The organism is Vibrio sp. 10N.239.312.C11, from assembly GCF_041466065.1.
GTDB classification, from domain to species: Bacteria; Pseudomonadota; Gammaproteobacteria; order Enterobacterales; family Vibrionaceae; genus Vibrio; species Vibrio tasmaniensis_A.
In genome coordinates this window covers 20,974-42,631 of record NZ_JBFSRZ010000044.1, presented here as the reverse complement: position 1 = coordinate 42,631, position 21,658 = coordinate 20,974, and the positions used below count along the sequence as shown (strand labels likewise).

The window sequence follows — 21,658 nt, the reverse complement described above, 5'->3', positions numbered from 1 at the left end:
CTTTGAAAAGCGAAATGTCGCTTAGCTAAGTGTCCAGTCTGACTGGAGCAGATCATTTCTGAACTATCAAACCTCAAAGAATCATTTAAATCTTCAATGCCGTCGACCAACCCATGAGCCTCATTAAAATAGCGACGACCAACCTCAGTTAAGGACAGTGACTTGGTAGAGCGATTCAATAAGCGAGTATTTAGGTAAGCCTCAAGCTCTCTTACATGGCGACTAACTAAAGACTTCGACACTCCGATCTTCTTAGCCGCACCTGTAAAACTGCCCTCCTCAACAGTCACAATAAATGACTTAATAGACGTTAATACGTTCATGAACTCACCCCACTGTTTACATATTGTCGACAGACTATCTACAAAATGGGCTCTACTCAAGGCAGTAACGTTCCATTAGATTGTTGGCACTCAACAAACATAAGGATAGAAACTATGACAAGCAAACAAGTTCAGGTTGTAAAAGACTACTTTAAGCATTGTGTAGACGGTAAACAAACTCACCGTATTGGCGAATATTTCGCTGAAAATACGATGATCCATAGACCTGATTGCAATAAGATAATTAACGGCCTCTCTGAGTTCGAAGCCATGTTAAAAGTTCACGTTACTGAACGATATGAATCACTGGAAACGACGTTTCAAAAAATCGTAGAAGACGGCCATCAAGTTGTTGTTGCGCTCACTCACAGAGCTAAAGGTGCTGATGAGTGGAAAGGCTACCAACTGAATGGAAAAAACGTTACTTGGACTAGCCTTACTTACTTCCGATTCAATGATGAAGGCAAAGTTGTCGAGGAGATTGTTGAACGCAATGAGCTAAGCATGGCACTTCAACTGGGCTTAAACCTAACTAGTTAAAAGCTCACTGGAATGATACTGACTCAGCAGTTAAGTCAGATTGAATAATACGAAGAAGGCATCTATCAGGTGCCTTTTAGAAAGTAATTTTTATTTAAGTTATGTACGTTTATTGGGCTTTAATACCCTTCAAATTTAGCGATAAACTCCCATCCATTCGCCCAAAGAACATCATTACAAACTCGCTACATCACAGAAACATAACCACAACCGGAGTGTGGTCACACAATCGGTTATACCCCATAGGTGGTAGAGCCGCTTACACGTAAAGTATGCATGTCATTATACTTAATAAAAACAAACACCTTATGCGCTCAACAATCACCTTTAAAATCCTAGTGGCCCTCGCCATCGTGTTCACTTTTCTATTAGCAATATCGACCTACTTTCAATATTCGCAGCAAAAGCAACTTGTAAACTCAGTGTTAAGTGAGCAACTTCACGATAAAGCGAGCAACTATTTCGATAGCCTCAATATGATGATGCTCACTGGCACCATGGCACAAAAAGAGACCCTTCGTCAGAAAGCCTTAGCTCAAGAAGGCATTGAAAATGTTCGTGTATTGCGTGCTGATGCGGTAAGTAAATTATACGGTCCTGGCAATGGCAACCAAACACCTGTGGATGATATTGATAAACGAGCGCTAGCGGGCGAAACCGTTATCAAACCCTTTTCTGCCGATTGGGGAAAAGGCTTGGTTATTGCTCTGCCAATGAAGTCGAGCGAGAACTATCGCGGCACCAATTGTGTGGCCTGTCATATGGCGCCAGAAGGGGAAGTATTAGGTGCAATTCGACTTGAATATAACCTTAACCATGTCAACTCGCTGATCAATACTCAAACGATGACAGCGATCGGTATCATGGCAGTGATCTCCTTTGCCGGATTCGTTCTTACTATGGGATTGATTCGTAAGATAATCGTTCGCCCGCTTCAACAAACCTCTCGCTTTATGACTCAAGTCAGCAGTGATAAAAACCTATCCACTCGACTGCCAGAGCAAAGCAAGGATGAAATTGGCACGCTTGCTAACTCCATCAACTCGTTCATGGGCACGGTTTCCGACAGCTTAGAGAGGGTACAAGACACCTCGCACAAACTGAATGCGTCAGCCAATCAACTGACTAGCGTTGCTCAAATTACCGAGCAAGCCGCCAGCGATCAACAAAACGAAACCACAGAAGTGCAAAACAATGTCGAAGGAATACAAGCACAACAGGTCAATGTAGAACAAGCCACTTTAACCGCGTCAGAACTCATCAATCACACCTCAGATGTGGCTTGTAAGAGTGCTAACCAAGCACATGATGCAAGTAGTGAGATTAAGAATCTAGTGAGCAGTATCGAAGAAGTGAAACACAAGATACAAACACTTAATGAGCAAACTGGAGAAGTCTCTTCAATATTGAGTGTGATTCGTGGCATTGCCGACCAAACCAACCTTCTAGCCTTGAATGCAGCGATTGAAGCGGCTCGAGCGGGAGAACAAGGTCGCGGCTTTGCGGTAGTGGCAGATGAAGTTCGTAATCTTGCATCACGAACGGCAGAGGCTACTGGCAGTATTGAGTCTATCATTCATCAGTTCCAACAAGGCAGTGAAGAGTCTCTGACTTCTGCCGATCGCGTTTGCGAGCAAGCACATCAAAGCTCAACAGATATCGACGCACTGTCCGTTGAAATGAATGGTGTCGTTGAAGAAATGAAACAAGTGCTGGCTCATGCACAAAATATTCAGCAACAGACGCAATCCACCACACAAGCAACCCAAGATGTGCAACAAAAAGTTGAAACCATCACTTCTCACGCCGACAACACATCGCAGTCTGCAGCTGAGACTCGTGGAATCAGTAATGATTTAGAAGAGCTATCAGATCACCTTGAATCTCTTATCAACCAATTCACCTTATCGAACTCAAATACCAACGATAAAGGTCAGTCATAGGCCGTTAGAACTCCCCTAGCGACATCAACAAAAAAGCGCTCAAAGATGAGCGCTTTATCTTCACAACAATGTCTAGTTCAGGCTTTAAGATTTTAAGATTTTAAGATTTTAAGATTTTAAGATTTTAAGATTTTAAGAGCACCTTAAACCACGATTAGTGCGTAATGGAAACCGCGGTTAAATCTTTATGCTTGTGGTACATCGCGTGCTTAAATATCAGATTCGCACTCACGGTATCCATTCCTGCGACCTCTACATAAGCACCCTTTTTTCGGAACTTAAACACGACCTTATCAAGCGCCTCAACCGACGTGTTATCTAGGAACGATGCATCCGATATATCGATCGTCACTAAAGAGGTGGCCTTGTCATAGTCAAATAGATCGACAAACGCATCTGAAGAAGCAAAAAAGACATGGCCTTTTACTCGATGGGTGGTGTGCAGTTCGTTAGTCACCACTTCATCAGATATAAAGACCATGGATTTGCTGGCATGCGCATAAAACAGAGCCGATAACACCACGCCAACCGCAACACCTATTGCGAGATTGTGAGTAAACACCACCACCGCCACGGTTGCTAGCATGGTTACATTGGTTGGGAGTGTGTGATCTTTAAGTTCAACAACAGAACGCCATGAAAACGTGCCGATTGAAACCATGATCATCACAGATACTAAAGCCGCCATCGGTATCAGCTTCAACCAATCAGAAACAAACACCACCATTAGCAACAAAACAACCCCAGCGATCATACTGGATAATCGGGTTAAGCCACCTGATTTGATGTTAATGATCGACTGACCGATCATCGCACCCCCCGCCATACCACCAAATAATGAGGCAACGATGTTCGCTACTCCCTGCCCTTTACACTCATTGTTTTTATTGCTTTCAGTATCGGTCAGATCATCGACTATGGTCGCTGTCATCAAAGATTCCAGTAAGCCAACCAGAGATAGAGCGATAGAATATGGCAGGATGGTTGCAAGCGTATCGAACGTGAATGGGATATTAGGAATCAAGAATACCGGCAGTGAATCCGGAAGCTTGCCCATATCGCCAATCGTTCTCACATCTAATCCGAACAACAAACTAATGATTGTCAGGGCAACAATAGCGACCAATGGAGAAGGTATTGCACGACCAAACTTGGGAAAATATGGAAGCAGATAAATGATCGCCAAACCCAAAGCGACTAACACGTAAACGCTCGAAGGGACGTTGATCAACTCAGGGAGCTGAGCCATAAATATAAGAATAGCGAGCGCGTTAACAAACCCAGTAATCACCGATTTGGAAACGAAATTCATCAGATTACCAAGCTTGAGGTATCCAGCCGCGATTTGAATGACGCCAGCAAGAAATGAAGCTGCGAGTAGATACTCTAGCCCGTGTTCTCTCACTAAGGTAACCATCAACAGCGCCATTGCGCCCGTTGCCCCAGAGATCATCCCCGGACGACTGCCAACCAAAGCGGTTACAACACAGATACAGAAAGAAGCATAAAGCCCTACTTTAGGGTCGACGCCTGCGATAATTGAAAATGCGATGGCTTCAGGGATCAATGCGAGTGCAACCACAATCCCAGATAATGAATCTCCTTTAACGTTTGGTAACCAGTGTTTTTTTAAATAATTAAGCATGTAATTCTCTTTTACTTGTACAGCCAGTCCTGCCTTGTTGAGACATAATTTGATCGACTGTTTTTCTTGAATGAGCGAGCGCTCGAAAAGTGCGGGTGTAGAGAGAATGCAGGGGTTAAGGCGGCGTAATTAACACGTGAACATTAAACTCCTTTAGTGGGTGGTTGTTTAGTAGAACGAAATCAACACCTGTGCTTTTTTTTATCGCGTTTGTCCTACACAGGTCAGAATGGCTGACAATATAGAGTGAGTGCCACTTTAATCACACGACCAATATTGCAAACAAAGGTTTCGAATATTAACGCTTCTTAATCCGGCCAAAAACCGCTAGCGGACTCGATTTCAGCCAGCTCTATGTTGTAATCAACTTCAGTTCATGTCATTTCAATCACTCTGCTCACATCGATTTACAAGGTATTGAAGAATACTTAACCATTAGCGCTAGCGCACCTCCTTAGCACTCAAACAAATACCAAACAGAAAGCCAAATCGAACAAAAAACACACCCTAAAAGGTATTTCTGCTCAGTAGACACAATATTTCTTTCACCAAGCAAGAATAAAGGTTGAAGCTGTCGGTATGACAGGTAATATGTTCAATCGATTTAAAAAGTTTATACAACTTAATGTTTCGGCTAATTATTGTGCAAATGTATGTTTATTTGCAGCAATGCCAGAGACTTTGAGTTGAATTTGTCCCTCAATGGAGAATGAAATCAACATGACTTACGCGCCTGTAACAGACGTACTTGGCGGCAAGCTAGCGGTAGACAGTGAAGTAACTGTTCGCGGCTGGATCCGTTCACGTCGTGATTCCAAAGCTGGAATCTCTTTCCTTGCCATTTATGACGGCTCTTGTTTCGACCCGATTCAGGCCGTGGTTCCTAATAATCTTAATAATTACGAAGACGAAGTATTAAAGCTAACAACTGGCTGCTCTGTTGAAGTAACAGGTAAGATTGTTGAGTCTCCTGCGAAAGGTCAAGACTTCGAACTAGCAGCAACTGACGTTAAAGTTGTAGGCTGGGTTGAAGACGCTGACACTTACCCAATGGCTAAGACACGTCACTCTATCGAATACCTTCGTGAAGTTGCTCACCTACGCCCACGTACGAACGTGATCGGCGCAGTAGCACGTGTACGTAACTGTCTATCTCAAGCGATTCACCGTTTCTACCACGAGCAAGGTTTCTTCTGGACTTCAGCTCCGCTTATCACTGCATCTGATGCAGAAGGCGCTGGTGAAATGTTCCGCGTATCGACGCTAGACATGGAAAACCTACCTCGCACTGACGAAGGCAAAGTTGACTTCAATGAAGATTTCTTCGGTAAAGAAACTTTCCTAACAGTATCTGGCCAACTTAATGCTGAAGCTTACGCTTGTGCACTAAGCAAGGTTTACACGTTCGGTCCTACGTTCCGTGCTGAAAACTCAAACACAAGCCGCCACCTAGCTGAGTTCTGGATGGTTGAGCCTGAAGTTGCATTTGCAGACCTTGACGATGTAGCGAAACTGGCTGAAGACATGCTTAAGTACGTTTTCGCTGCTGTTCTTGAAGAGCGCCGCGACGACCTTGAGTTCTTCGCTTCTCGCATCGACAAAGAAGCAATCACTCGTCTAGAGCAATTCGTAGACGCTGATTTCGCACAAGTTGACTACACTGACGCAATCCAAATCCTACTAGATTCTGGTAAGAAATTTGAATTCGACGTTGAGTGGGGCATCGACATGTCTTCTGAGCATGAGCGTTACCTAGCTGAAGAGCACTTCAAAGCGCCTGTTATCGTTAAGAACTACCCGAAAGACATCAAAGCTTTCTACATGCGCTTAAACGACGACGGCAAAACAGTTGCGGCAATGGACGTACTAGCACCAGGCATCGGTGAAATCATCGGTGGTGCACAACGTGAAGAGCGTCTAGACATTCTAGACGAGCGCATGATTGGTATGGGTATCGACCCTGAGCACATGAGCTGGTACCGCGACCTACGTAAATACGGCACAGTGCCTCACGCTGGCTTCGGTCTTGGCTTTGAGCGTCTAGTGTCTTACGTAACAGGTATGGGCAACGTTCGTGACGTTATCCCGTTCCCACGTACACCACGCTCTGCTAACTTCTAATCTCAGCTTTCTTCTTTCAGAGAAGTCAGTATAGATAGATAGATAGATAATTAAATAAATAAAAACCTCCGTATATACGGAGGTTTTTTTATTCCCCGAGATTATTTCCGTTACCCACAACCTCCCTTCCCCACCCACAAATTCTCCTGCGTATTCTCGATTCAAAAGCGGTTAGACGTGAAGATAACAAATCAACAAATCAACAAATCAACAAATCAACAAATCAACAAATCAACAAACCAAAATCATATAGTTAAGCACTGTAATTTTATGTAATGAACACCTGACAAAGTCATACAGTATTGATGTCCTGTATAAATTATTCTTCTTACTAATTAATTTGTGAATATAAATTTTTAGGGACCCCAATGAAAACAAGCATTTTATCTGCAGCTCTACTAATCACTTTAACTGGATGTGGCGGAGGAGGCTCATCGACTCCCGCGAAAAAACCAACAGTTAAGCCAACGCAAAAGCCAGTGGTATTTATCTCTAAATGTTCGCAACCCTTACAAGGGGATACAGCCTTAACCTTCAAGATTAAGGGTACAATAGCGAGTGTCAATGGCGTTGCATGTAGTGGTAGCCCCAAAGCATTTGACGATATGATCAAAGTTCACCCGAATACAAAAACGCTGAACTTCATCGATATGGGTGGCTCTATGAATGATGATGCCAACATTCAACTAGCGTACAAAGTAAGAGCGAAAAAATTAGACACGTACATTAGCTCTATTGGACATGTCGCTTCGGGGGGAACTGACCTTTTCGCTGCGGGTGTGAAAAGAACGATTGAACCAGGTGCTCGATTAGGCGTTCACTCATGGGCACAAGGGTCTTTACAAGGGGCTTCATTGCCTGTTGGTCATAGTGAGCATAAACCCTACATTGATTATTATAAAAAGATGGGATTACCAGATCCGAGCGGCTTCTACTGGTTTACACTGAAAGCTGCTCCGGCTCAAGGAATGCATTATATGACTCCTGCTGAAGTATCTAAGTATGGTTTGGCGTCTGTAATGACGGGTGTTACAAAAGACCTACGAGCAAATTACACTCCTAAAAACAGCCTTTTGAACAACAACCTGTTAGACGTTGTTAGTGATAGTCTGAAAGCTGTAGCCGTTGAAAACCACGTAAGAAGCAGTGTCTATGTGCTCGACCATGTCTCCACACTTCTATTTAAGCATTTCAATGTATCAAATAGAGACGAGTTAATCACTTACATAAAGCTCAATGGGAAACTCGACCCCGTAACGAAATCTTACGTCTTCGCAGCCACGTCAGACAAACCTGCGACGATCTATAACTCAAACAAAGATGTAATTCATTCATCTTACAGCTCCAATAGTAAGTATAAGATCCAAGCTAAACCTTTAATTGAAACTGGCTTGACGATACAAGACTATGGCGTCGAAGACACAACAACAAGTGTTCAAGTCGTATTAAATAGAAGTGATGTCAAAGTTACCGTAGGAAGTGAAGAGTTTTCTCTAACCAAAGCCTCTTCAACAAATAAAATAAACCATTGCAAAATGGATAGTGCAGCGAATTCATCAGGTCACTTAGTAACGATTGCAAACTGTACAGAAAGCCGCCTTCAAGGTGACGTGGTACAATTGGTGAATTACAAGCGAACGACAAAAACACCCTTAATTGGTGGAACTCCCTCAGTAAAGAACTCCATTACTAAGACTTCGAACTTTGAATTCAATGCTAAGCAAAGTACGCTAATTACTAAGTAATTTTACAATGTGTAAAAAAAGCCCTACTTAACATAAGTAGGGCTTCCTTTTTATTTATTGCGCTTAAGTTTCATTTAAGCTGTCCAGACTAAATTAGTCAGCCTTGCGTACCAAAAAGTGATCGAGCATAATTTTTTCACCTGTACTTTGAAGAGGCTTAAATTCAATGACTAACTGATCGCCTTTCTGTTCAAATGCATTCACTTTCAAAAACAGACTTTCTTTGTCCGCTTTAATGTTATGAGCGACCTGACGACCATTAACAAACACATCAAATGCAGGCGCTTTAGAATTTACAGGTATCACTGTTTCAAAAGTGTACTTTTCCCCTTCTATCGCATAAGCGGTGTTATAAATACCACCATCCGCCGTCCAGTAAGTGCCATTGAAATCCATACTATCCGCGTTCCAATAGCTGTAAAATGCATGCAGATTTTCAATATCGTTCTGAGTTGTTGACGTCCACTTTGCGTCAGAGAGGTTTACTGGTTTCGTGTAACTAAAGCCATGATCTCTCATATCTTTATTTAACGAATCTAATCTTCCCAAAACATCATCGAAGGTATCTTGCCAACCAAGCTCACCATAATATTGAAGCCCTATCTCCCCAATAATATAAAACTCACCATCTCTCTCAATCGTGATACCAGAGCCTGAATCCCCATGGATAATTAACCACTGCAAGTTACTTTGAGGCATGATCACTGGGTCATATTTGTACTCAGCTAACCATTTTTTGTCTGTGTCGTTGTACTTAACAAACTTTTTGCCACCATTACGTCCGTTATAGTTGCCAAAGCCAACGCTATTTACTTCATAGACTTCTGAATGATCAAACATCCCTTTCTCGGGCAACTTCGCCGGCTTGATACCGGTGATAGGCGTATCTAAGCGCACCAAAGCGAAGTCGTAAATACCATCGGTAAATTCATACTCCCCCCACTCACCATCAGGGTCAGTAGTCGCACGTGACGTATGAACAACATTGTACTTACCATTCTTATCTTTTTCATAAGAAGAACAAGTTACCGCATTTTCATATCCTTCACTTTTTGAACCTGACACATGATTTGCTGTGATAACCCAATACGGGTCGATTAAAGTGGCCGACCCTGCATTCATGTGGCAAGCAAAATCAAATTGAGTTTGTAAGGCAAACGCTTTGTGTTGAGTAACCGAGCGATCCATCTTGCCTATGCCCGCCTGCGCTGAAAAAGTAGCAACGATCGCTGATGCCAAAATAATTTTTTTCATGTTACTGAGCCTCTCTCAATTGGATAGCTTCAATAGCGTGGTAACCCTGTCTAGCTTCAAAGTCGAACTGTCTATGTTGACGTGTATAAGTGATTTCGACGATATCATCAGGAGATTGGGATTCGAAAACTATCGTATTTTTGACACTGGTCATGTGAAAGGAGATATCATTTTTAATAGTGATACATTGCTTTTTAACACATGCGGTTACATCAGCAGAAGAGAGCCAATTGTGTGTATAAAGCTCTACAGAAAATCGCCCGCCTTTACCTGGCTGAACGTCAAAAGAGAAACCACTAGTGCCGACAAGTAAACCAGAGAAAGCTAGCTCTTGGTTGTAATCTGTAGAATCACCACCCTGCCAGTAATAACGGTTACCAATTGCGTTTTTGGTCTCTGAATTAGAAACTTGTCGTAATTCACCAATAACGTTTACGTCACCAATTAAAGCACTATTGGGTTTATCTTTTCTTTGATGCTCTCCATACAAGAAAACCCAATCTAAACCGTTCAAGTCAACGTCTCTTGCGTAACGATACTTGCCATCATTAAGTTCATAACCGATGAACTCACTAGCGATCGACAAAGTATCTGTACCAATTTCTGAAACATTACTTAATTTATTTAAATCGACCTCAACCTCACTGGCCGCTGCATTGGTTGTTAGCAATGCCAACATGCAGAGGTTCAATTTTGCACATTTTAATCTCATATTTTCGCCTCAGTATTAGTTCCAAGTAATTGTAGGCTAAAGATAAGTTGAAAATGTAAGGTGCTGTAAGGGCTTTGTTCATCACGATTCAAACCTCACCGACTGATAGTTGGCACGAATAACTATAAACCCAACCATACCAATAGTTAATGATGATAAATGGCGTTTGCCAAGCTTTTGACTAAAGGTGATTTACTTTCCAAGTAGTGACTCGACGCTCCTTACATATGCTTACAATAGGTATGGATAGTAATTGTATGTCATTAAGAATTTTTATTTCACGACGATAACAGCGATACCTATGCAAGTTCGTTTCATGTATACAACGAAAAAGCCCCACCAAATCATGGAGGGGCTCTGAAAGATCATTTTTGTGTACTCAAAAACTTAGTCGACATCTTGGTCGATAGCGTATTTTATCGCGAGACCGCAGATTGCCATCATAACGAATGGGATGGCGGCAGTCGTGTATTCTGCCCATGCCATATCAGCGAATGCTTTTGCCAGTAGTACGTGGCCGAGGATTAACAGAAGTGCACACACAATAGCAACGATAATCAACTTAACTTCGTTACCCATAGTCATTTTCAACATAACGGTATCTCCAATATTTGGTCTATCGATATTGAATCACAACTCGTTGGTCAAGAAGGCGTACAGTTGCATCGGAATCAGTCCGTACAGTTGGAATCATTGTCTTTTTTATGAGTGACTTACGGTTTTACGAGTGCGTAAGTTGATGCGCAAGTTTACCAAGTAAGAGCAGCGCTTGCTCTTTCTCTGCTGTGAGTTCATAAGAGAAGTTCAATCTGATCGCGTTATCTACTCTGCCCTGCTCACTAAACAGATCGCCTGAAGCGACGCTGATCCCCTGAGCAATTGCGAGTTGATGGAATTGTTGGCTATCGAAGTGAGGAGAGAACCGTACCCACACGAAGTAACCACCAGCAGGGTCTTCTATCTCGATGGAATGTGGGAAATATTGCTTAATGACCTCTATAAATCGCTTTTTTCTCATTAGAAGATTTTTACGCAATTTACGAAGGTGATTGTCGTAGCTTTCGTGTGTCAAGAAGTGCGCGACGCCAAGCTGCACAGGAGCACTACTCGACAGCGTAGAAAGAAGCTGAAGTTTTTGAATCGCATCATTAAAACGCGAACTCACCACCCAACCAACACGATAGCCAGGACATAAACTCTTAGAGTAAGAGCCGCATAGCAACACTGAGTCTGTTTTATCAAATGCTTTTAGCGGTTTAGGTTTATACCCTTCGAAATATAGGTCGCCGTAAACATCATCTTCGATAATATAAGTCTTGTATTGTTCAGCAACCTCAACCACTCGGCGCTTCGCATCTTCAGACAAACTTGTCCCTGTCGGGTTTTGAAACGTCGTCATCAGCCAACACGCTTTCACATCCTGGTTTTGTAGTGCGCTTTCAAACTGCTCAATATTCAATCCATTGATTGGACAAACATCCACTTCGATAGGGTTGAGTCCTAACCTCTCGACAGCTTGCAGAGCACCATAGAAAGCGGGAGATTCAATCACAACGTAGTCACCGGGCTTGGTTACAGTTTGAAGGCTCAAGTTAAGCGCTTCCATCGCACCAGAAGTAATCACGATATCTTGATGGTTGACGGTAATACCTTGCTGCAGGTAACGTTGAGCGATTTGTCTTCTTAGGGACTCACTGCCCGGTGGCAGATTATTGATCACACTAGCACCTGTCATCTTCCTTCCCGCACTGGCGAGGTTTCGAGTCAAGGTAGGCAAAGGAAAAAGGTCAGGATCTGGGAATGCTGATCCAAAAGGAATAACCCCCTCTGCCGAACTCGATTTCAAAAAGTCGAATAAGCGATCATTAATGGCTTTCTTTTTGTGTACTAACGGCTGTTCATAATCAACGCCGTCCACACGTGGTGCAACAAAGTAGCCCGACTGAGGCTTAGCGATGATCCACCCTTCGCTTTCTAACAATTGGTAGGCTTGTAAGACAGTACTATTGCTGACGCTGTAATTGCGACAACTCATGCGGACGGAAGGGATCTTTTCTCCTGAACGCCACGTGTTGTTCGCTATCTGAGTTCGAATATCCTTTGCAAGCTCTTCATAACGCGCCATCTAATTGTACTACCTAGAGAAATTCTAATAAGCCTGAGATTTTATCACTAACGTTAACAACTATTGCTGCTATCCATATGATTGAGCCTAATTTCTATAATAGTGTGAATTGGTTCACAGATAACTTTGTATGCTTTGCTAAGTTTGTAACCAAGGCGAGAGCCAAGTTCGTTCTACGCCTCTATAATTTGATGTAATCCAAAAAACATGCGAGATAAAAATGAAAAAAATAGAAGCAGACCAGTTAAGTTATAAAGGAGAGTCAAACGGTGTTCATAGTTGGACAACACCGAGTGGCCAGCCATATTACTGGCACCCAGACTGGCTCCATATCGCTGAAGATGCAACAGGCTCACATCCAAAACAGGAGATCGACGTCGATCAAGACCAAGCACCAACTGAGAAACACGCGGTGTCTGCTATTCTGAAACACCTAAACCAATGGGCATCAGACAAACTAGCATCTCACCCAGACATTGAAACCAACTCAATTGAATCTGAAATCAATCTGAAAAAGTAATTTGATTAGAGGTAAGTAGTCGTCAATCACTCTCGACTTTACTCAAATATATCGACTGAATAGTCTCGTATTTCAACCGGGACTATTCAAGTGTCTTCATAAAAACTGCCGTAATAACACCCATATAGCTAACAATTATCTAACACAAACCAATTTTTTGTATCATTCAACAAAAGCTATCGATAGAATCCCCGACCTTATTCACACTCGCTATACTAGCCATACATACCTACCAACCTCGTGAATTAATACACAAAATACGTATTCGTAAACTTAGGAATAGTTGCGAGACCTTAAGATGAAAATGAACAAAGGCTTATCGATGGATACTTCAAATTACAATCAATCGCTAACGACTCAATTATACGTCATCGCTGGCGTGCTATTTGGCACCTACGGCAGTCGGGTATGCCCGATGCTCGAAAGCTTAACGACGTTAGAAATTTTCACCCAAGTCAGTAGTGTCTTTATCTTATTGTGGCTAGCGCGTCATTATTTGCTATCGCAACACACCTTAGTCAAACAAGGTCGATTTGCACAACTCGATACTATGTTGTTCTTTGCCGCGAGTATTCCTTTCGCGCTCTACTACAACCTAAGCTACGACTTCACGATAGACAGTAACTTGAAAGTGCTGTTTGGCATGAGTCTATTCGGTTTCTTTACCGGTACCATTCTTCAACTGAAAGCGAAGCTTAGCCAAATAGATGAAATGGAGATGACTGGGCAATTTGACTTCCACCTGATGGGTGAAAGAAGTTCACTGGTTAAACAAATGATTGGTTTGGTCATCGTGCTTCTGGTAACACTGACCACCATGCTGACTATGGTGGCCGTCAAAGACATCTTCTGGCTAGAACACAACCCCGGTCGTTTGCTAGATGGTACGGGCAAGATCAGCGTGATCAAAGAGTTCATTTATTTGGCGGTTGTACTAGGTGGATACGCGATAACCATCATGACTCTATGGAGCCAGCTGATTAAACGTATTCTTCTAAGCCAAGAGCACGCATTAAGTAAAGTAACTAATGGTGAGCAAGGCGTTCGCTTACCTATATTCAGCTACAACGAGCTTGGGTCAATAGCATCTATGACCAATACCATGCTTGATAGCCTCGAAAACGCGCAACACGAAGTCAAAACCACACGTGACGTTGCGATTGTGAGCTTATCTGCGCTTGCTGAATCTCGAGACAATGAAACTGGCGCCCATATTTTACGAACTCAAGAATACGTAAAGGTACTCGCACTGGAGCTCAGCAAATCTGAAGCTCACGCGATCTTATTAACACCCAACTATATCGAGCTGCTTTATAAATCTGCCCCACTGCATGATGTAGGTAAGGTTGGAGTACCTGACAGTGTGCTGCTAAAACCGGGCAAACTGACGGATGAAGAGTTTGAGATAATGAAAGGTCACCCTGCTATTGGCGCCGAAGCGTTATCTATTGCAGAAAAGCAATTGGGAAGCAGTTCTTTCTTAAGAGTCGCGAAAGAGATTTCTCTCACTCACCACGAGAAATGGAACGGCAGCGGTTATCCCAACCAGCTGTCTGGGGAAGATATCCCTCTGTCCGGCCGCTTAATGGCATTGGCCGATGTTTATGACGCATTAATATCGAAGCGAGTCTACAAGCCAGCCTTTACTCATGAGCAAGCGAAACAGATTATCTTGGAAGGTAATGGGACCCATTTTGATCCGCAAGTTGTCCAAGCTTTTCTGGCCGTCGAACAAGAGTTCGTTTCAATTGCCGCGACCTACAAGGATGGAAAAAACATGCAAAGTGAACTTGAACGAGAAAGCTTTGTTGCTCAACCTGCTTAGTCTTTTCGAAAACCACTAACTATACAGGCTATACCGGTAACAGTAAGTTATTGGGTGCTACACAGCCGACAATAGTTATATAGGTTAGATCGCAGAGTGATTTTTTGAGTCAGCTTCATTCGAGTGTTAAGTTAAGCGAAACAGGAAGAGTGACTGAGTAAGATTCTATAAAAAACCAGCATATATATGCTGGTTTTTTTGGTTTAGAAGAAACACTATCTTAGTAGTTGCACACCACCAAGAGCTACACCTGGGTTCTTCCCTTTACTATCCAGATTTTCTACTTCATATACCCATTTTAGGGTCGTGGTATCGTCTGGTAAATCAACTTGGTGAATACCGTAGCGGCCTACCTTAGTGCCTCTAGGTACACTGACTGAAGAAGAACCGATAGAAGGTAAGCTAGACCACTGATTCCCTGATTTTGCTAACGCGCCATCAATAATATTGTCACCAACGCTATATGCCTTCCATACTTCAGTGCCATTCGCGAATAATTTAAGCGTACCTTTTGGTACGTCTTGAGCACCAGTCCAGCCTTTTCCAATAACAGCGGCTCTAAAACGAATGGCCTTCCAGCTTTGTCCGCTTTCAGCTGTAACTGACACTTCAGGCTTTTTATCTTCACCACCAAGGTAGAGGTGACCTTCCCAGTTAGTGATATCGGCAGGGTTTTGTGTCCAACTATGATTAAATTGGTCAGTTGTATTGCCATCATCCCAACCAAACAGACAATCCCCATTCTTAGTGACTGTACATTGAGGGTAATTAGCACCAGAGTTTGCTTCAGCATAACTGAAAGATAAGTTCTGAATACCCGTTTTGAGTGAGTTACGAACAGACCATACTTTTCCGGTTTTACCATCAAAATCAATGCGCCAATATAAAACATCGCTTGCTGGGTCTAGATTGACAGTGTGCGAACCTGAAGCAGCAGAACTAGCACCTGATTGAACTTCTAACCAAGTGCTATTATCTGTACTGGTATACACTTTGTAAGCACTTGATTTAGATACTTTCCAAGTGAACTTATGGTTACCCTTGAATGGGAACGATTGTCCATTATATGGTCGCGGTGTATACGCATACTTTAAGCTATCATTAGCAAGCGCCACCATGTCACCATCAGACAAAGCAAATGAGCGCATCTCGATATTATCAACCAAGATATTACCTGCTTTTTGCTCAGACTTTATATTAGCTGTAGCATCTTTGCCTGCATCCATCCAAGGCTTAGAAATGATCAACCCTTGGCTTGTGCCCGCAGACAAACGGCTACCCGCCCCCCAAACACCCGCATAACCATCAGCCAACTCCATATCATCGCTTTCTTCTTTACTGCGACTGTAGTTGTTAACTAGCGTAGCTTGCTTTCCATTAACCCAAATAGAAACTTTTTGAGTGGTACGATCAACACGCACTGCGACAGTATTCCATTGACTGAGGTTAAGTGCCTCTTTGGTTGTAACAGACACCTTTCTAAGGTCACTTCCACCCGCATAAGCAGCAAGTTGACGCGAAATCATGAACCACTCTAGTGTTCCTTCGTTCGTTAACTTAAGTTGGAACCCATCAACCCAAATGCCCTTACTAACGAGATCAATTGGATGTTCTAGCTTGACTTTAGGTTTCACTTTGAGTGACAAAGTAAAATCGTCTTCACCGAAATCGAAATCATGTCCGTAGTGGAACTTATACTTATAAGATTCCTGAACATCGTTCTCTAGTAAGTTAGATTTTACTGACTCGTAAGCACCTAGTTTTAGTGTTTTCGAATTCGCGTAACCTTGGTTAACCCAAACTTCAGAAACTTCCTGCTTACTCGACTCTTTTACAACAGCAACTTGTCCTGCCAATCCTGTTTGAGCGTTCACCATCCATAAGTCATCAACAGGTGCGTCTTCAAAATCGAAACGAGCATATAGATCTGGAGTCGTAACCTTGACATGAACAACGTCACGATCGAACAGTTTCTTGCCATCAGTAATGATGTAGTGGAACTCATCCTCACCAATAAAGCCTTTTGGTGCTTTATAGGTGACTTTCCCATTTGTGATACTGAGCTCAGCACCTTGTGCCGAGTATTTATCAACGTTGTGGATAGAAATCTTATCGCCATTAGCATCTACGTCATTTTTCATGACATCTAATGCCGTCGTGCTATCACGTTTTATACTAAAGTGGTCAATTTTAGCCGAAGGAGGCAGAGGGTAATCCGCAGGTCCAACAAGATTTCTTCTTAGACGGTTATTTTTATAAATATTGAAATTGATATCGTCAACGTGCGCTTCACCACCTTGAATTCCGTGGCCTTCAGCAGAAGTACTATGCCCTGTGCCTAAGTAGTGCGCGGTTTCATGCAATACAACGCCATCAGCACCAATGATGTCACCTGGAGAGCGAACAATACTTCCGAAGTTTACACCTAGAATCCAGTTACCTTTCAGCCACAACATTCTATGTTTAAGGTCCCAACCTCGCGTTTTTCTTTGTTCATCCCACCATTTTATAGCAGCGACTCTAATGGGTTCATTCTCGTGTTGGTACCCCCAAGTCTTACAAGCGTCATGAGAAGCGCTTTTTTTACAAGTTTGGTAATGGTCGTCCAGATAGCCCCAAGTTTCTATCAACACATCATTGACAGAGAAACGTAACAAAGCATCTCGACTCAAAACATAATCAACCAAGTTAATGTAGTAATCGACGAGCACCATCGCATCATCCAAGTTGCTATCCGCTTCTTGAACAAACGCTTGGTAAGAGACATGAACTGCCACTTTTACTTTGTGCAGCTGAACTTGCGTTTTGTCTTTAGCAATTAAGTTATCTAAACCCGATGTTGGTGCACTCGGGTGCTCATCTACGGTTTTAATTGCTTTTTGCATGTTGTCTAAAATTGCAGACTGCGGCGTAACCGAAGCTAAGTTTTGAGCTGTTGCTGTTAGCTTCTTAGCGGAAAGACCGCTTATGATGTCCGCTTTTTCAATTGTCCATACTCTTTGACTACCACGGAACGCTGTCACATAGAGTTTATTTTTACTGGTCAGTGCGGCAATAACTTGCGTATTCTCATCACTGGTATCAACACCACGATAAACACGAATCGCTGGCGTATTAATAGTACTGGATGGTGCATTCCCATTAATACGGTGATCCCAAAGATATACTTTCATATCGGGCTCTCTGATCGAGTAACGATGGAGCTCTAACGTACGCTTTTTACCATTAACCGTAATTGCCACTGAAAGATCTGGGGGTGATGCTTTCGTAGGGTTGTAGACCATAGGTTTATGGCCTTCGTTTTTGCTATCTTTGCACCCACCAGCCATGACTACCGCTAGTACCACAAAACATAGACTCAGTATTTTATTCATTCTATGTGGTTCCCTTATATCGACCAGTCTAAAGATGAATAAAAACCATAGTAATAGCAATGAATTACGTTGAACAAAACAACGCCAACGTACAGCCTATCAAAGGACTGTCTTTCAAAAGGGAGCATGATTTAACTACGTAAATAAAAAAGCCCAGCGTACAAATACGCTGGGCTATTAAAGTTTAAAAGAAAAGTACTACCTTATTAGTTGTACGCCTCCTATAACGGCTCCGGGGGTCATTCCTTTGCTATCTAAGCGTGAGCTTTCATATTCCCATTTGAGCTGTGTGACATTTGCAGGGAGATCAATAAAGTGAACGCCATACATATCAGATTTCACTTTACGAGGTACACTTACTGAGTAAGTACCGATAGAAGGCAGTGACGCCCACTCTGTACCTGCTTTAGTCCAAACCTCATCACCGATATTATAAGCTTTCCATACTTCCTTCCCATTTGCATACAGCTTCAGTGTACCTGAAGGGTAATCGTCCGCACCGGTCCAACCTTTGCCCGCCGCAGCTGCTCGAAAACGAACACCAGACCACTCACCGGTTGGAGTATCAACTTGTAAGCTCAACGTTTTTTGTTTACCACCAAGATATATATGGCCTTCCCAGTTAGTAGTCCCGCCGTTGTCAATTGTCCAAGTATTACCATATAAGTCGTTATAACCATTTTGCGTTGCTGGCCAACCAAATAAGCAGGTTACACCTGATTTGACTTCACAATCAGGTATTGCGGCACCGTTACTAATTTCAGAGTGACTGAATGCGACTTCTTGACGACCATTAACTAGATTATTTCGAACCGACCACACTTCGCCGACAGAACCGTTCACGTCGACACGCCAATAAAGCGCCTCATCGGAGGCATTGAGCGCGACAGTATGTGAACCCGAACTACCATTACCAATTTTTTCAGTAGACCAAGACTTTCCATCACGGCTAATCATTAACTTGTAAGCCGATGACTTAGACAATTTCCAGCTCAGTGTTTTGCTTCCTGAGAAAGCAATGCCTTCACCATTATATGGACGCGGTGCATAAGGATACACATAATTGTTGTTGGTCAATTTTGATATCTGATCATCTGTAAGTGCAAATGACCTCAACTCTACGTTATCGATACGCAAATAGCGGCTCTGGCTTTTTTGTAACTCCTGCTTGTGTACTTCGTCCGTATCCCACCATGCTTGCCCGATAGTCAAACCTTGACTGATACTTGACGCTCTTCGGCTACCTCCGCCCCATAAACCAGCATAACCTTTAGGAAGATTAACCTCATTTTGCGCTTCATCGACAAGCGACTGTTTAACCCCATCAACCCATAAGCTTGCTTGATTCGTTGTTCGGTCAACTCGCACAGCAATTGCATGCCATGCGCTATCAGCAGGTAAAGGTGACTCCGTCGTCATTGTTACAATGCGGTAATCAGTACCGCCTTTATGCATAGCGTATTGACGAGACTTCATGTACCACTTTAGTTTTCCATCTTTCAGTAGTCGTAAGTGGTAGCCTTCTCTCTCCATTCCACGGTTAACCAAATTAATGTCATGAGGAAGTCTAGTTCCAACTTTCACTTTCAATGAAACCGTGAAGCTATCATCACCGAGATCAAATGCATGACCGTAATGAGTATTATATTTAAACGACTCAGGTACATCGTATTTGCTTTTGATTGACCTTACCGCTTCATGAGCGCCCAGCGTTAATGTCTTTCCATAGGAATCGTTAGTCACTGATTGTGAGTAATCAACCCAGACATCCTTCCCTGAACGCCAATCACGACTAACATGAAGCTGACTTGCTAGTCCGGTCTGTTCGTTAGGAATCCAAAAATCTTCAATCGCGCTTTCAAATCCGAATCTAGCGTACAAACCAGGGCTTGTTACTCTTAAATGAACCTCTTCACGATCATACAATTGTTTTCCATGATGCTTAGTTGAGTCAGTGATTTGATAAAAGAACGAATCTTCTCCCACAAACCCTTTCGGTGGGGTATAGACCAGTTTATCTCCGACGATCTTAACTTGACCGCCTTGAACGGTAAGCGAGTCCACTTTATTTATCGATATCGAATCACCATTTGCATCAAAGTCATTTTTCAACACATCTAATGTTTTCGCTGTATCACGCAACACACCAAAGTGATCAATTTTAGCCGATGGGGGTAACGGGTAATCAGCAGGGCCAACAATCGCTCGTCTGGCTACACGGTTTTTGTAACCGACTAAACCAATATCTCCCACGTGCGCTTCACCACCTTGTGAGGTTTCTTCCTCGCCACCAGTATGGTGCCCCGTACCTAAATAGTGTGAGGTTTCGTGTAAAACAACACCATCCGCTTGAATCAATTGACCCATCGAGCGAACATAAGATCCCCAGTTCACACCAACAACCCCACTGCCTACCAAATCAATCATGCGATGTCGAACATCCCAATGGCGCGTTTTTCTTTGGGCATCCACCCAACGTCGTGTTGCGTTTTTAATTGAGGTATTCTCATTTTGGTAACCCCAGTCTTTACATCTATCGTGACTGCTACTCTTTATACAGTTATTGTAGTGACTCCTTAAATGCCCCCATGTTTCAATAAGAACATCTTGCATAGAGAATCGAATTAACGCATCACGACTATACACATAGTCCACTAAGTTTATGTAGTAATCAGCTAAAACCATAGCATCATCAAAGTTACCGTCAGCTTGCTCTTTAAAAGTCTGGTAACTAATTTGAACAAATGCATTTATCTTACTCAGTTTAATGTCTGACATATTTGTTGGTAAGATATTGTCTAGACCCGAAACTGGGTTATCCGGATTTTTGTCTATTGGCTTAATCGACTTCTGAACCGCATCTAATATACTGTTTTGTCGAGACACAGAAGAAAAGCTAGACTTCAGCGGTTGGATAGTACCCGCTGATTTACCACCAGTTACCGCTGCACCCTTGATCGACCAAACTCGGTGGCTACCACGAAAAGCAGTTACATATAATTTATTTTTAGTGGTAAGAGCCGCTATAACTTGAGTATTCTCATCACTCGTATCAACGCCTCGGTAAACACGAATGTCCGGAGTTTTAATAGTACTCGAAGGGGCGTTCCCGTTAATACGATGATCCCATAGATATACTTTCATATCGGGCTCACGAATAGAGTAACGATTCAGCTCTAACGTACGCTTTTTTCCATTAACAATAATTTCAACAGAAAGCTCTGACGGTGATGCTTTCGTTGGCTTATAGACCATAGGTTTATGGCCTTCATTTTTGCTATCTTTACAGCCCCCAGCAGTGACCACTGCTAAAGCCACGAAAAACAGACTCAGTGTTTTCTTCATTCTAAAGAGTTCCTTCATGTTTACCGCCCTAAACATGAACAAAAACAACATTGTTAGCAATGAATTACGTTAAACAAAACCGCATCGACGCACAGTCATTTCAAATGGAAATGCCGAAAAATTCCATAAATCAAATTTTCGAAGCTGTTGGTTATAAATCGTTTTAATAAATTCTAGGTTTTGAGT

General features: G+C 42.6%; 14 protein-coding genes. 6 read left to right on the top strand and 8 right to left on the bottom strand.

Annotated elements, in window-relative coordinates; all coding sequences use genetic code 11:
• Window positions 1-323 (bottom strand): LysR family transcriptional regulator (locus tag AB6D07_RS17135; protein ID WP_372125108.1); only part of this gene is annotated, 323 nt, incomplete at its 3' end.
• 114 nt (window positions 324-437) lie between these two features.
• Here AB6D07_RS17135 and AB6D07_RS17130 point away from each other — a divergent pair.
• Together AB6D07_RS17130 and AB6D07_RS17125 are read left to right on the top strand one after the other, a co-directional pair.
• On the top strand, window positions 438-863 hold the full coding sequence (locus tag AB6D07_RS17130; protein ID WP_009847040.1) for an ester cyclase: 426 nt from the start codon (window positions 438-440) through the stop codon (window positions 861-863).
• Between the two features lie 308 nt (window positions 864-1,171).
• Window positions 1,172-2,806: a methyl-accepting chemotaxis protein gene (locus AB6D07_RS17125; protein ID WP_029222861.1), complete on the top strand. Its 1,635-nt coding sequence runs from the start codon at window positions 1,172-1,174 to the stop codon at window positions 2,804-2,806.
• Between the two features lie 154 nt (window positions 2,807-2,960).
• On the opposite strand, the gene AB6D07_RS17120 is transcribed toward AB6D07_RS17125, so the two are convergent.
• Entirely contained in the window at window positions 2,961-4,451 is a 1,491-nt protein-coding gene (locus AB6D07_RS17120; protein ID WP_372140737.1) for a SulP family inorganic anion transporter, read from the bottom strand.
• A 720-nt stretch (window positions 4,452-5,171) separates the two neighbouring features.
• Here AB6D07_RS17120 and asnS point away from each other — a divergent pair.
• Window positions 5,172-6,572: an asparagine--tRNA ligase gene (gene asnS, locus AB6D07_RS17115; protein WP_004734710.1), complete on the top strand. Its 1,401-nt coding sequence runs from the start codon at window positions 5,172-5,174 to the stop codon at window positions 6,570-6,572.
• 368 nt (window positions 6,573-6,940) lie between these two features.
• Window positions 6,941-8,317, top strand: coding sequence for a hypothetical protein (locus AB6D07_RS17110; RefSeq protein WP_017102672.1), 1,377 nt, complete (start codon window positions 6,941-6,943; stop codon window positions 8,315-8,317).
• 93 nt (window positions 8,318-8,410) lie between these two features.
• On the opposite strand, the gene AB6D07_RS17105 is transcribed toward AB6D07_RS17110, so the two are convergent.
• From AB6D07_RS17105 to AB6D07_RS17090, 4 genes are all read right to left on the bottom strand, one after another.
• Window positions 8,411-9,571, bottom strand: a complete 1,161-nt coding sequence (locus AB6D07_RS17105; protein ID WP_017102671.1) for a serine protease — start codon at window positions 9,569-9,571, stop codon at window positions 8,411-8,413.
• A gap of 1 nt (window position 9,572) precedes the next feature.
• A complete protein-coding gene (locus tag AB6D07_RS17100) occupies window positions 9,573-10,250 on the bottom strand; it encodes a hypothetical protein (protein WP_017096733.1) in 678 nt (225 codons plus the stop codon).
• A gap of 420 nt (window positions 10,251-10,670) precedes the next feature.
• On the bottom strand, window positions 10,671-10,877 hold the full coding sequence (locus AB6D07_RS17095; RefSeq protein ID WP_004734707.1) for a hypothetical protein: 207 nt from the start codon (window positions 10,875-10,877) through the stop codon (window positions 10,671-10,673).
• Window positions 10,878-11,004: 127 nt separating this feature from the next.
• Window positions 11,005-12,408, bottom strand: a complete 1,404-nt coding sequence (locus AB6D07_RS17090) for a PLP-dependent aminotransferase family protein (RefSeq protein ID WP_017102670.1) — start codon at window positions 12,406-12,408, stop codon at window positions 11,005-11,007.
• Between the two features lie 220 nt (window positions 12,409-12,628).
• Between AB6D07_RS17090 and AB6D07_RS17085 the strand changes: the two genes are divergently transcribed.
• Window positions 12,629-12,928, top strand: coding sequence for a hypothetical protein (locus AB6D07_RS17085; RefSeq protein WP_009847048.1), 300 nt, complete (start codon window positions 12,629-12,631; stop codon window positions 12,926-12,928).
• 298 nt (window positions 12,929-13,226) lie between these two features.
• The gene (locus AB6D07_RS17080) at window positions 13,227-14,753 is read left to right on the top strand and encodes an HD-GYP domain-containing protein (RefSeq protein WP_029222860.1); all 1,527 of its coding nucleotides are present in this window, start codon (window positions 13,227-13,229) and stop codon (window positions 14,751-14,753) included.
• A 215-nt stretch (window positions 14,754-14,968) separates the two neighbouring features.
• On the opposite strand, the gene AB6D07_RS17075 is transcribed toward AB6D07_RS17080, so the two are convergent.
• Together AB6D07_RS17075 and AB6D07_RS17070 are read right to left on the bottom strand one after the other, a co-directional pair.
• Entirely contained in the window at window positions 14,969-18,127 is a 3,159-nt protein-coding gene (locus AB6D07_RS17075) for an Ig-like domain-containing protein (protein WP_017102668.1), read from the bottom strand.
• 198 nt (window positions 18,128-18,325) lie between these two features.
• Window positions 18,326-21,472 (bottom strand): Ig-like domain-containing protein, encoded by a 3,147-nt coding sequence (locus tag AB6D07_RS17070; protein WP_017102667.1) that lies wholly within the window; start codon window positions 21,470-21,472, stop codon window positions 18,326-18,328.
• Between the last annotated feature and the right edge of the window lie 186 nt (window positions 21,473-21,658).